Below are 12,254 nucleotides of genomic sequence, written 5' to 3' on the forward strand. Positions count from 1 at the left end.
TTAATAAATCACTCTGATTTAATATTGACAGCATTCCCCAATATCTCCATTGTCCGCCGTATTCATGGGAGGACTCGGTCCTTGAGTATTCGAGTATCGGAGCGTACCGGCACGGGAGGAACCAGGCCGACGCTTCATCACGGTACCAATCAAAGTGGCATGCGCGATCACAACGAGCGCGTGGTGCTTTCGCTGTTGCGCCAGCATGGCAGTCTTGCCAAGACCGCGATCGCCAGAATGACCGGGCTTTCGGCGCAGACAAGCTCGATCATCATGCGCATGCTTGAAGCCGACGAGCTTTTGTCGCGCGAAGAGCCGTTGCGGGGTCGCATTGGCCAGCCGTTGATCCCCATGTCACTCAATCCGGAAGGGGCGTTTTTCTTCGGCCTGAAGATAGGTCGACGCAGTGCCGATCTCGTGCTCATCGACTTTCTCGGCCGCATCCGTTCGATGCTGCATATGCCTTATGATTATCCTGCACCCGAACCAATCTTCCGCTTCGCCGCGGCAGGCATAACGCAGATGGTGGAAGGGCTAACACCAAAACAGCGCGAGCGGATTGCCGGAATTGGCATCGCGGCGCCCTTCGAACTGTGGAAATGGGCCGACACCGTCGGTGCACCGCAGGAGATCATGGATGAATGGCGCGGCTGCGATATTCGCGCAAGGGTAGCGGCGCTGTGTTCGTTTCCGGTGTACCTGCAGAACGATATGACCGCCGCCTGCGGGGCTGAACTTGTGTTCGGCCAGACCAAGGACATCAATGATTTCGTCTATTTCTACATCGGGTCCTTCATTGGTGGCGGCATCGTCATCAACGGCAGTCTCTATGCGGGGCGCAGCGGCAATGCCGGTGCGTTGGGCTCGATGCCAGTACCCGGACCGGACGGTACCGCGCGGCAGTTGATCGATATCGCCTCGATCACCGCACTTGAACGTGACGTCACGGAGCTCGGCCGGGACCCCTCGCCGCTCTGGGCTTCGCCCGAAGACTGGGGCGAGATGGGCGCAGAACTGGACGCGTGGATCGACCGTGCTGGCAGGGCGATCGCGCAGGCCGTTATCGCGTCGTCGTCGGTGGTGGATTTCGAGGCGGCCATTATCGATGGCTGGATGCCGGAAAGCGTGCGTGCGCGGATTGTCGACGCCGTGCGCAGGCACGTCGAAACATTCGATCTGGAGGGCATTCAATTGCCGGCGATCTTCGAAGGAACGGTTGGTATTCACGCGAGAGCGCTCGGCGCCGCAAGTCTGCCGCTGTCGGAGCGGTATCTTCTGGGACAGAAACTTTTCAGGAAGGGTAGTTAAGTGTTGATCGGTATTCCGCCCATGCTGGGGCCGGAGCTTTTGGCGACATTGCGCGCCATGGGTCACGGCGACGAGATCGCGCTTGTCGACGGCAATTATCCCGCGCTCGAGCACGCAAGGCGGCTGATCCGTGCCGACGGCCTGCCGCTGATCCCGTTGCTCGATGCCATACTGCAGGTCTTGCCGGTCGACGACTTCGTGCAGCAAGCACTGTTTCGCGCGTCAGTGAAGGGCAATGCTCCGCTGGCGGATCCCGTGCACGAAGAAATGGAAACTGTCTGCGCGCGGCGCGTGCCGGGCTTTGCGCTGGTTGCGCTCGATGGTGATAACTTTTATGCGCGTGTGAAAAACGCCCACACCATCATTGCGACGGGCGAGCCACGGCTTTATGCCAATATCATCATCCGCAAGGGTGTCATTTATCCAGGAAAAGAGATTTAGAGATGATTTTATGTTGCGGAGAAGCCCTGATCGACATGCTGCAGCGGACGAGCGACGCCGGCGAACCTGCCTTTGCGCCCTATGTCGGCGGCGCCGTGTTCAATACGGCGATCGCGCTGGGGCGGCTTGGCGTTCCGACCGAATTCTTCTCGGGCATATCGTCGGATTTCTTCGGCCAGATGCTGCTTGACAGTCTCACCGCCAACTATGTCGGCACGCGCTACGCCCATATTTCACCGCTGCCGACGACGCTGGCTTTCGTGCGCCTGACCGATGGCCAGGCGAGCTACATGTTCTACGACGAGAACAGCGCCGGGCGCTCACTCGCGATCGAACATCTGCCGACGCTCGATGACAATGTCACGGCGCTGCAGTTCGGCGCGATCAGCCTGATCCCGGAACCATGCGGCTCGACCTATGAGGCGCTGATGGCACGCGAGCACGAAAAGCGCGTGATCATCCTCGACCCCAACATCCGGCCGGGCTTCATCCCGGACAAGGAAAAGCATCTCGCCCGCATGCGCCGCATGATTGCCATGACCGACATCGTCAAAATTTCCGATGAGGATATGCGCTGGTTCGGCGAGAGCGGCACGATGGACGATATTGCCCGGCGCTGGATCGTGCCGGCGACGCAGCAGGGGCCGAAGCTGATCCTCGTCACCCACGGGGCCGACGGCGTGACCGGCTATAGCGCCGACCTTACCGTTCACGTCGCGGCACAGCGCGTGCCGGTTGTCGATACGGTCGGCGCCGGCGATACGTTTACCGCCGGCGTCCTGACCTCGCTGCAGGAGGCGGGAGTGCTGGTGAAATCCGCCCTGACCACGCTGACCGAAGCGCAGATCCGCAATGCCTTGACATTGGGTGTCAAGGCGGCGGCGGTCACAGTCTCACGCGCAGGCGCCAATCCACCGTGGCGGAACGAGCTCGGATAGATCAGGCGATTTCGATATCGGTAAAGGGAAATTCGTTGCCTTTGAACAATAAGGGCACGTTGTGCGCCTTTGCACAGGCATAGGCGAAGCAATCACCCATATTGAGGGCGGCCTTGTGGCGGCCACGACCGAACGTGTTGAATGCCTTGACGGCATCCCTGCCGATTTCGGCGGTGATCTCCACGATCTGCGCCTGAGTGGCGGTCGTAAAATCATCGACCATTTCCTGCGCTTCATCAATGGGACACACCCGCTTTCGGGCGAGACCAGTTACGGCTTCATAGAGGGCCATCGGTGAGACAAATACCGTTGAGGCTCCTGCCACGCGGACGGCCAGTGACGAGGCATCGGCTTCTTCATCGAGGATCGAAATTATTGCGGAGGCGTCGACGAATATCATTCGTTACCAGAAAGATCATCGAAAAACGCTTTATCCGCTTCAAGGCCGGTCTTTGGATAGGACCTGTAACGAGCGGATATCTCGGCCAACTTGTCTAGCAGGGGTGTTTTGTCCGCGATACGATCATACTCATGCACGACGGCTTCGCGAATGGCCTCCGTCAGGCTGGTATTTTTTAGTTTTGCCAAGCGCCTGACGGCTTCGTCAGTCGCTTTGTCTTTTATGGAAAAAGCCATTCTATAACTCCGTGTCTATACGTATAGACGAAACTGTCTATAAAATGGGTTCTTTCCCGATGCAATGCAAGAGCTGATCACTCCAGATCGAACGCGGCAGCCATCAGCGTCTTGGTATAGATGTGATGCGGGGTGTCGAAGATATCCTCGGTCTTGCCCTCCTCGACGATCTTGCCGTTCTTCATCACGATCACATAATCGGACATGGCCTTGATCACCGCCAGATCGTGGCTGATGAAAATATAAGAGAGGCCGTGCTTTTCCTGCAGGTCGCGCAGGAGTTCGATCACCTGACCCTGCACCGAACGATCGAGCGCCGAGGTCGGCTCGTCGAGAATGACCACTTTCGGTTTCAGGATCATGGCGCGGGCGATGGCGATGCGCTGACGCTGACCACCGGAGAATTCATGCGGATAACGGTTGCGAGCGGCCGGATCGAGCCCGACTTCCTTCAGCGCGGCTATGGCGCGCCTGTCCCGTTCGGCGCGTGACAATTGCGGCTCGTGGATGAGCAGGCCCTCAGTGATGATCTCGCCAACCGTCTGGCGCGGCGAGAGCGAGCCATAGGGATCCTGGAACACGAGTTGCAGTTCCCTACGCAGCGGCCGCATGGCCGAGCGGTCGAAATTCGAGATGTTCTTGTCGCCGAAATGAAAGTGACCGCTGCTGGGCAGAAGTCTTAGAAGCGCCCGCCCAAGCGTTGATTTTCCAGAACCGGACTCGCCGACAATGCCGATGGTCTGACCCTGTTTCAGCCGGACCGTAACGCCATCGACGGCGCGGAAAAGCTTGTTCGCCTTGGTGAAGAATCCGCCGCCTATGGCGAAATCCACGGCGACGTTGCGGCCTTCGAGGATGATCGGAGCGCTGTCGGGCGGCGGCTCCTTGCTACCACTCGGCTCGGCCGCGAGCAGCATCTTCGTATAGTCTTCCTTCGGGTGCTCGAAGATTTCCTCTATGCTGCCCCGCTCGACCACTTCGCCGCGGCGCATGACGACCACACGATCGGCGAAATGTTTGACGATGCCAAGATCGTGGGTGATGAGAACGATCGCCATGCCAAAGCGCTTCTGCAGATCACGCAGCAGATCGAGGATCTGCGCCTGGATGGTCACATCGAGGGCCGTCGTCGGCTCATCAGCGATCAGCAAATCCGGCTCATTGGCGAGCGCCATGGCGATCATGACGCGCTGTCGCTGGCCGCCGGACATTTCATGCGGATAAGAGTTGATGCGCCGCTCGGGATCGGGAATGCCGACGAGGTTGAGCAATTCGAGCACACGAATCTTGGCCTGTTTGAAGGTGACGCCCCTGTGGTGAACAATAGGCTCGGCGATCTGCCGCCCGATCGTATAAAGCGGATCGAGCGAAGTCATAGGCTCCTGGAATATCATGGTGATCTTCGCGCCGCGCACTTCATTAAGGCCCTTGAGCGGTAGTCCGATCAGCTCCTTGCCGCGATATTTCGCTGAGCCGGCAACGCGGCCATTATTGGCGAGGAGGCCCATGATTCCCATCATGGTCTGGCTCTTGCCGGAGCCGGATTCGCCGACGACGGCAAGCGTCTCGCCCGGTTTCACGTCGAGGTCGATACCCTTGACCGCCTTCACGTCGCCATCCGGCGTGGTGAAGTCGACCTTGAGGCCGCGTACGGACAATACATTGGCTTGCATATCCATCTTAGCGGTCCTTCGGGTCCAGTGCGTCGCGTAGTCCGTCGCCGATGAAATTCAACGAAAACAGCGTAACGACGAAGAAGATAGCGGGGAAAATCAGATACCACGGTGAGGATTGCATTTTATCCGCGCCCGCCGAGATCAGTGCACCCCAACTGGTCAATGGCTCCTGCACGCCCAGTCCGAGGAAGGAAAGGAAGCTTTCGAGCAGGATGACTTTCGGCACAACCACCGTGACGAAAATAACGACTGGCCCGATCGTGTTCGGGATGATGTGGCGCCGAATAATCTGCCAGTCCGTCAACCCAAGGGCCTGTGCCGCTCCGATGAATTCACGTCGCTTCAAAGCGAGCGTCTGACCGCGGACAATACGCGCCATGTCCAGCCACTCGACTGCACCGATCACCAGGAAGATCAGGATGAAACTCCGCCCGAAAAACACGACGAGCACTACAACCAGGAAGACGAAAGGCAGCGAATAGAGGATTTCTATGAGGCGCATCATGACATTGTCGACGCGCCCTCCGAGGTAACCGGAGATAGCGCCGTAGATGACGCCAATGACCAGCGAAACAAGGCTGGCGAGGCAGCCAATCGTGAGCGAGATCTGACCGCCGAGCATGACGCGGGCCATCAGGTCGCGGCCATTCTGATCGGTGCCGAAAAGGAAATATTCGCGCTTGACGTCGCCGGTCAGTTTCAGCGTCTTGCCGTCCTCTTCGGTGGCGGTGACCTGCGTGTTGTCGAACTCGTTGGCGCGATCGAAATAACGGGTCGAGCGCGGATCGATGGCCTTGTCCGAGTGGATGGTCGCGGTAAACGTATTGCCGTCCACGGCAAACTCTCGCAGTTCGACGCGGGCGCGATCTGCGACGCCCTTCATGACATCGCCCAGCGTGGAGGCTTTGGGCAGAGGTTCCAGACTTGGCGGCACGTTGACGTAGGAAGGAAACACCTCGTCGTATTTATGGCTGATAACGTAAGGGCCAAAGAAGGAAAAAACAGTAATCAGCAACAGCACCACGCAGCCGGCCATGGCCGCATAGTTGCGGCGGAACCGGATGACCGCGAGCTGAAACAGACTGCGCCCTTTGGATTCGTCCGGCGGGATGATTGTGGTGGGAATACCGGTCAGATCAGTCATGGCGAACCCTCGGATCGAGAAGGCCGTAGAGAATATCGACCAGAAGATTGAAGATGATGACGAAGATCGCAACGAGAACGACAGTTCCCATGACGAGCGTATAGTCGCGGTTGATGGCGCCGAGAACGAAATAGCGTCCGACACCGGGAATGGTGAAAATCGATTCAACGACGGCCGAGCCTGTCAGCAGAGCTGCGGCGCACGGTGCAAGATATGAAACCACCGGAAGCAGCGCACCCCGCATTGCGTGGGTGATGACAACCACGCGTGGCGGTAGTCCATAGGCGCGGGCTGTCCGGATGTGATCCGTATGCAGTCCCTCGATCATCGAGCCGCGCGTCAACCGGGCAAAGACGGCGAGCTGCGGCAGGGCAAGTGCAATCATGGGCAGGATAAGAAAGCGCCAGGAGCCGTCGCCCCAACCGCCCGCTGGCAGAAGGGAGAGGAGCACAGCGAAAACCAATGTGAGCACCGGCCCGACGACGAAGTTCGGTACGGTAACGCCGACGGTTGCGATGGACATGATGAGGAAATCGAGAAAGCTGTTCTGCCGGAGGGCGGCGATCGTGCCGATGATGACGCCGCCAAAAAGCGCAAGTAACAGTGCGTAGGAGCCAAGTGTTATCGAGTAGGGCAGGCCCTTGCCGATCAGTTCGGCGATGGTGTTGTCCTTGTAGATATAGCTTGGGCCAAAATCGCCGGTGACGGCATTTTTCAGATATTGCAGATACTGGTTCCACAGCGGCTGATCGAGATGGTAGGCCTTCATCAGGTTTTCCATCGTCGCGGGAGGCAGGGGCCGTTCCAGATTGAAGGGTCCTCCGGGCGCAAAGCGCATGAGGAAGAAGGATAGCGTGACGACAATGAACAGTGTCGGCACTGCACTCGCCAAACGGCGAAGAACAAAATGGAACATCGAGTTTAACTCTTCCTGTTGACGTGCCCGTTAGGGTCAGGACTCATTAATCTGGTCGAAATGGTATGAGGCTTTTCGTTCGGATACGAGAAGCGAAGGCGATGGAAATGTTTATCCATTTTCAAGTCCTTTGCGACAAAGTAGGCGGGCGAAAAGACCATATCCTCCGGACGCCGAAACGGCTGCAAGCTGCAGTGTCGAACCGCTCGGCCGGGGGAGTCAGGCGCGCTCACACGATCAATCCCCAGAAGACTGCGTTCCGTTGCAAAGTTCAAGAAATTCCATTCGCCGCTCTCATACGAGAAACGGCGGGAGCAAAATCCCGATCGGACATTGGCAGGCGGAAAGCGAAAACATGGGCCTGAGCAAACGGAAATGCGCAACCCGGATGAATCCGGATTGCGCACATTCAGTCTATTCCTTGATGCTCAAATACTTGCTCAGATGTTCATTGTTGCCATTGTCACCCCAACCCTGGACCTTGGCAGCAACGAGCCAGAAATTGGCGTCGTTGACCAGCGGGGCAATCGGCTGGTCGCGCATGAGAATTGCTTCGGCCTCGTGCAGGGTCTTGGAGCGGGCCGCAGGATCGCGTTCTTCATAGGACTTCTTCATCAGCGCATCGAATTCCGGATTTTCATAATGTCCGTAATTGAAGGTCTTGTTGCTGCTGACGTTGAGGTTGAGGAAGTTTTCCGCATCGGCATAGTCGGCCGTCCAACCGGCGCGTGCGACATTGAATTTGCCGCCTTCCTGCAGGTAGGCGTAGTGCGCGCTGATATCGAGATTCATCAGCGTTACATTGGCGCCGAACGTCTTCTTCCACATGTCGGCAACGGCAGTCGCAGCTTTCTGGTGGTTAGGGTTGGTGTTGTAGCGGATCTCGATATTCAAAGGCTTGCCGCCCTCGCCATATCCGGCTTCCTTCATCAGCTCCACTGCCTTGTCTTCGCGGTCAAGCTGGGACATGCCGGCAAAATCGGCCTTCGACGGTTCGCCATAGTTTTCGAGGCCCGGAGGCACCAGCGAATAGATAGGCATCTTCGAGTCGTTGAAAATATCATGCGAGAGGAAATCGCGATCAACCGACATGGACAGGGCGCGGCGGACACGGACATCATTGAATGGTTCCGTGCGCGTGTCGAAGGGGTAGTAGTATGTCGCGAAGGCAGGCGTCACATGAACCTGTTTCGGATCCGCCTTGCGCAGACGATCGATCTGATCGGTGGAGAAGTTGTAGACGAGATCGAGTTCGCCGGCCTCATAACGGCGCACGGCTGCAGCCTGGTCTTCCTGCGGATAGAAGATGACCTTGTCGAGCTTGACGTTGGCAGCGTCCCAGTAATTTTCATTCTTGACCACAGTCAGGTGATCATTCGGCACATGTTCGGTGAGCTTGAATGCGCCATTGCCGATGAGCTTGCCTGGCTTGACGAAGTCAGCGCCGTTCTTTTCGAAACTTGCCTTGTTGATCGGCAGCGCTGTCTGGTGCGACAGAAGTTCGATGAAGAACGGGGTCGGACGCTCCAGTGTAATTTCAAGCGTCTTGTCGTTGACGGCCTTCATCCCAAGCTGATCGACCGGCACTTTTCCCTTGTTGATCTGTTCGGCATTCTTGATTGGATAGAGAATGTTCGCATAGCCAGCGGCGGTCTTCGGATCTTCGACGCGGCGCATCGAGAAGATGAAGTCTTCTGCAACCACTGGCGATCCGTCGGACCACTTGGCGTTGTCGCGGATCTTGAACGTGTAGACGGTGCCGTCATCCGAGACGGTCCAGCTTTCTGCTGCGCCCGGCACGATCTTGCCGTTGGCGTCATAGACGGTCAGGCCCTCGTAAAGATCCTTGACGATGAAAGCTTCAATGTCGATGGACGTCTGCGACTGGTCGAGGGTTTGCGGCTCGCCGCTATTGCCACGATGGAGCACCATTTCTGCCAATGCGGGACTTGCTCCCAGCATCAGCGATCCGAGCAGCAAAGCCGCGCGGAGATTGAGTTTCGTAAAGGTCATTTTTATTTTCCTTCCCCTCTAAGAGAATTGCGAAGGCATGAACAAATGCCAAAATTTTCGCAAACGCAAGCAGGGGCTAATGCTTTCGTCGTAATATTTTTTCGTGAGGGGGGTTACGGGAACGTCAACGAAATGTTGCACTATATGGACCAAAGCGCCTTTTTACGGCGTTCTTCACGGAAAATGCGCTACTTTATGCTGGTATGACAATCGTAACGGAATATGTGGAAAACTGGGTGAAACTCGGTTTGGAGTTCTCCAAAGAGTGCCAGGACGCAAGAGATCAATCTGCTGTTTCCGCATCGCGGAGCAAGGCCTCCAAGGTTTCCAGCCGGTCGGCTTCGATGGGCGGCTTGTCCCAGCGCAGGCGCGAAATGCGCGGAAAACGCATGGCGACGCCCGATTTGTGCCGCTTCGAGCGATTGAGCCCTTCAAAGGCGACTTCCAGCACCAGGCCATGTTCTGGCTCGGCGCGCACGGAGCGCACTGGGCCGAAGCGCTCCGTCGTGTTGTTGCGTACGTAGGCGTCGAGCTGTTTCAGTTCCTCGTCAGTAAAGCCGAAATAGGCCTTGCCGACCGGGACCAAATGCGGCTCGGTTTCCGGTCCTGTCCAGACGGCGAAAGTATAATCCGAATAGTAGCTCGAACGCTTGCCGTGGCCGCGCTGGGCATAGACGAGCACGGCATCGATGACGAAAGGATCACGCTTCCACTTGAACCACGGGCCCTTGGGGCGACCCGGCACATAGGCGGAGGAGCGCTGCTTCAGCATCAGCCCTTCAATGATCGGATGTGGCGGGTTCTTGCGCAGTTCCACCAGGTCTTCGAAAGTCTCGAAGGGTACGAGCGGCGAAAGGTCGAAGCGGGTTGGCTCAAGCCGTTTGACGAAGGTTTCAAGGCGGCTGCGGCGCTCCATGAATGGCAGGGCGCGGATGTCGTCGCTGCCATCAAAAAGCAGATCGTAGAGCCGGACAAAAGCCGGGTGGCTTTCGAGCTGCTTGATGGACACGCTCTTGCGGTTGAGGCGCTGTTGCAAATCGCCGAAAGCGCCGATCTCGATACCTGTATCGACGCTGCGCGCGACGAGCAATTCGCCGTCGAGCGTGCCTTCGAAGCTCATGAAATCGGCGATATCGGGGAAGGCTGTGGAGATGTCGTCGCCGGTGCGTGAATAGATACGGCGCTGCCCATTCTCGGCGGTCAGCTGCACGCGGATGCCATCCCATTTCCACTCGGCGGCGTAATCCGCTGCATTGATTTTGGCGTAGTCCGGTTCTTCGAGCGGCGTCGACAGCATGACCGGACGGAACGGCGCGGAGCCAAGGCTTTCGGGCTTGTCGGCGCTTTTTTCGAGCCAGGCGAAAAGCGGTTGATAGGGTGGTCTGAGACTATGCCAAAGCTCTTCGATCTCGGTGACATCGACTTCGCCGAATTGTGCCAGCGCCTGTTTGGCAAGCCGCGCCGAAACGCCGATGCGCAGGCCGCCGGTGACGAGCTTCAGCAGCGCATAACGGGCGGATGCATCGAGCTGATCAAGCCATCGCTCAACCAGCCGCACGGCGTCGCTGCGCGAGGCGCGTTCCAGCGAGGTGACGATATCGCCGAGCGTTGGCACGGCATTTGCCCGGACAGGTTCGTCCGTGGACCAGACGAGCGAGATGGTTTCGGCAAGATCGCCGACGTAATCATAGGAATAGGCGAAAAGCTGCTCATCGATGCGCTCGGCGATAAGGCCGCGGATCATCGCAGGCTTGACATTGGCGATGTCGAGATCGCCGGTGATGGCCGCAAGCGCGAGGCCGCGATCCGGATCGGGCGTGTCGCGGAAATAATCGACGAGCAGCGTCAGTTTGCCATTGCGTGCCGGGGTCAGAACAAGGCGATCCAGAAGTGCGGCGAATTCTTCCATCAATCGCCCTCGTCCTCATAGCCGACCAGATGCAGGGGACGAGCGGCGAAACCATTGAGGTCGCACCAGCGCACCAGGGCTTCCTCGCGCCCGTGTGTTACCCAGACCTGCGAAGGGCCGAGCTCGGTGACCGTGCCGGTCAGTTCGTCCCAGTCGCAATGATCGGAAAGGATGATTGGCAGTTCGACACCGCCCTGACGCGCCCGCTGGCGGATTCGCATCCAGCCGGAGGCAAAGCACGAGACCGGATCGGGAAAGCGCCGCGCCCAGCGATCCAGAAAGGCCGAGGGCGGACCGATGACGATAGCGCCGGCAAAGTCCCTGGCGCTGCCAGTCTCGATGGTCGCGGGGGCGAGCGGACCGAGGCTGACGCCCTGCGTCTCATAATACTCACAAAGCTTGGTCAATGCGCGGTGAATGTAGATTGTCTGGCTGTAACCGGCGTCGCGCAGCATGCGGATGACACGCTGCGCCTTGCCAAGCGCATAGGCGCCGACGAGGTGCGAGCGTTCGGGGAACTGTTCGACCGATTTCAAAAGCTTGGCGATCTCGTCGCGGCTGTCGGGATGGCGGAATACAGGCAGCGCGAAGGTAGCTTCGGTGATGAAGACATCGCAGACGATAGGCTCGAAACCGAGGCACGTTGGATCGGCGCGGCGTTTGTAATCGCCCGAAGCGACGATGCGCATGCCATCCTTTTCGACCGCAATCTGAGCAGACCCGAGCACATGGCCGGCCGGGTGAAAACTGACGCTGACACCATTGAGTCCGGTGGATTTGCCGAGTTCCGCAACCTGTGTTTCGCCGGCGAAATTCGTGCCATAGCGCAGGCCCATGATGTCGAGCGTCTGCTGCGTCGCCATCACCTTGCCATGGCCGGATCGCGCGTGGTCCGAGTGGCCGTGGGTTATCAATGCCCGGTCGACCGGGCGCACCGGATCGATATAGAAATCACCGGCGGGCGAATAGAGCCCAGCCGGTGTGGAGCACAGCAAGGATTCGGGACGATTCAGCATGGCTGCACAGTTCCACCCTCCCCCAACGTGGGGAGGGTCGCTGCGAAGCAGCGGGGTGGGGGGATGAAAGTGCGTCTATGCCCCCCACCCCGGACCTGCGGTCCGACCCTCCCCACATTGGGGGAGGGTAAAGGCCGGAAATGTCTCGGCTTAACCTGATGCGCCATAATCTTTTCACAGCTCCTGTGACCTAACGAAGATAGGCCGCATTTGGCTCCGCGCAATCCTGACAAAGAATATCTTGGCGCATTGAAGCC

General features: G+C 58.2%; 11 protein-coding genes. 3 read left to right on the forward strand and 8 right to left on the reverse strand.

Translation table 11 applies throughout. The features are described from left to right. Positions 1–159 precede the first annotated feature (159 nt). The 3 genes from ACSQ3H_RS30930 to ACSQ3H_RS30940 are packed head-to-tail and all read left to right on the forward strand — an operon-like array spanning position 160 to position 2,687. Positions 160–1,308, forward strand: a complete 1,149-nt coding sequence (locus ACSQ3H_RS30930; RefSeq protein WP_436121104.1) for an ROK family transcriptional regulator — start codon at positions 160–162, stop codon at positions 1,306–1,308. Next, entirely contained in the window at positions 1,309–1,749 is a 441-nt protein-coding gene (locus tag ACSQ3H_RS30935; protein ID WP_436120859.1) for an RbsD/FucU family protein, read from the forward strand. It begins immediately after the preceding gene. A gap of 2 nt (positions 1,750–1,751) precedes the next feature. Further along, positions 1,752–2,687, forward strand: coding sequence for a carbohydrate kinase family protein (locus ACSQ3H_RS30940; RefSeq protein ID WP_436120860.1), 936 nt, complete (start codon positions 1,752–1,754; stop codon positions 2,685–2,687). 1 nt (position 2,688) lies between these two features. Here ACSQ3H_RS30940 and ACSQ3H_RS30945 read toward each other — a convergent pair whose 3' ends face one another. The 8 genes from ACSQ3H_RS30945 to ACSQ3H_RS30980 all read right to left on the reverse strand — a co-directional run bounded on the left by ACSQ3H_RS30945 (position 2,689) and on the right by ACSQ3H_RS30980 (position 11,997). After that, positions 2,689–3,087: a type II toxin-antitoxin system VapC family toxin gene (locus tag ACSQ3H_RS30945; protein WP_436120861.1), complete on the reverse strand. Its 399-nt coding sequence runs from the start codon at positions 3,085–3,087 to the stop codon at positions 2,689–2,691. After that, on the reverse strand, positions 3,084–3,323 hold the full coding sequence (locus ACSQ3H_RS30950; protein ID WP_436120862.1) for a type II toxin-antitoxin system VapB family antitoxin: 240 nt from the start codon (positions 3,321–3,323) through the stop codon (positions 3,084–3,086). The genes ACSQ3H_RS30945 and ACSQ3H_RS30950 overlap by 4 nt, the downstream gene beginning before the upstream one ends. Before the next feature lie 77 nt (positions 3,324–3,400). Beyond that, the gene (locus ACSQ3H_RS30955) at positions 3,401–5,002 is read right to left on the reverse strand and encodes an ABC transporter ATP-binding protein (RefSeq protein ID WP_436120863.1); all 1,602 of its coding nucleotides are present in this window, start codon (positions 5,000–5,002) and stop codon (positions 3,401–3,403) included. 1 nt (position 5,003) lies between these two features. Next, positions 5,004–6,143: an ABC transporter permease gene (locus tag ACSQ3H_RS30960; RefSeq protein WP_436120864.1), complete on the reverse strand. Its 1,140-nt coding sequence runs from the start codon at positions 6,141–6,143 to the stop codon at positions 5,004–5,006. Further along, positions 6,136–7,059: an oligopeptide ABC transporter permease OppB gene (oppB, locus tag ACSQ3H_RS30965; protein ID WP_436120865.1), complete on the reverse strand. Its 924-nt coding sequence runs from the start codon at positions 7,057–7,059 to the stop codon at positions 6,136–6,138. Before oppB ends, ACSQ3H_RS30960 begins: the two co-directional genes overlap by 8 nt. 414 nt (positions 7,060–7,473) lie before the next feature. Continuing rightward, the gene (locus ACSQ3H_RS30970) at positions 7,474–9,072 is read right to left on the reverse strand and encodes a peptide ABC transporter substrate-binding protein (RefSeq protein WP_436120866.1); all 1,599 of its coding nucleotides are present in this window, start codon (positions 9,070–9,072) and stop codon (positions 7,474–7,476) included. 283 nt (positions 9,073–9,355) lie between these two features. Further along, on the reverse strand, positions 9,356–10,981 hold the full coding sequence (locus ACSQ3H_RS30975; RefSeq protein WP_436120867.1) for a cisplatin damage response ATP-dependent DNA ligase: 1,626 nt from the start codon (positions 10,979–10,981) through the stop codon (positions 9,356–9,358). Next, positions 10,981–11,997, reverse strand: coding sequence for a ligase-associated DNA damage response exonuclease (locus tag ACSQ3H_RS30980; protein ID WP_436120868.1), 1,017 nt, complete (start codon positions 11,995–11,997; stop codon positions 10,981–10,983). Before ACSQ3H_RS30980 ends, ACSQ3H_RS30975 begins: the two co-directional genes overlap by 1 nt. Positions 11,998–12,254: the final 257 nt, after the last annotated feature.

The organism is Phyllobacterium sp. LjRoot231 (assembly GCF_964253365.1).
Lineage (GTDB): Bacteria > Pseudomonadota > Alphaproteobacteria > Rhizobiales > Rhizobiaceae > Phyllobacterium.

What these genes read in the sequence shown, in the direction of transcription:
- oppB (WP_436120865.1), bottom strand. Translation starts at nt 7,059, where the DNA reads ATGTTCCATTTTGTTCTTCGCCGTTTGGCGAGTGCAGTGCCGACACTG.
- ACSQ3H_RS30980 (WP_436120868.1), bottom strand. Translation starts at nt 11,997, where the DNA reads ATGCTGAATCGTCCCGAATCCTTGCTGTGCTCCACACCGGCTGGGCTC.
- ACSQ3H_RS30975 (WP_436120867.1), bottom strand. Translation starts at nt 10,981, where the DNA reads ATGGAAGAATTCGCCGCACTTCTGGATCGCCTTGTTCTGACCCCGGCA.
- ACSQ3H_RS30945 (WP_436120861.1), bottom strand. Translation starts at nt 3,087, where the DNA reads ATGATATTCGTCGACGCCTCCGCAATAATTTCGATCCTCGATGAAGAA.
- ACSQ3H_RS30970 (WP_436120866.1), bottom strand. Translation starts at nt 9,072, where the DNA reads ATGACCTTTACGAAACTCAATCTCCGCGCGGCTTTGCTGCTCGGATCG.
- ACSQ3H_RS30950 (WP_436120862.1), bottom strand. Translation starts at nt 3,323, where the DNA reads ATGGCTTTTTCCATAAAAGACAAAGCGACTGACGAAGCCGTCAGGCGC.
- ACSQ3H_RS30940 (WP_436120860.1), top strand. Translation starts at nt 1,752, where the DNA reads ATGATTTTATGTTGCGGAGAAGCCCTGATCGACATGCTGCAGCGGACG.
- ACSQ3H_RS30960 (WP_436120864.1), bottom strand. Translation starts at nt 6,143, where the DNA reads ATGACTGATCTGACCGGTATTCCCACCACAATCATCCCGCCGGACGAA.
- ACSQ3H_RS30955 (WP_436120863.1), bottom strand. Translation starts at nt 5,002, where the DNA reads ATGGATATGCAAGCCAATGTATTGTCCGTACGCGGCCTCAAGGTCGAC.
- ACSQ3H_RS30930 (WP_436121104.1), top strand. Translation starts at nt 160, where the DNA reads ATGCGCGATCACAACGAGCGCGTGGTGCTTTCGCTGTTGCGCCAGCAT.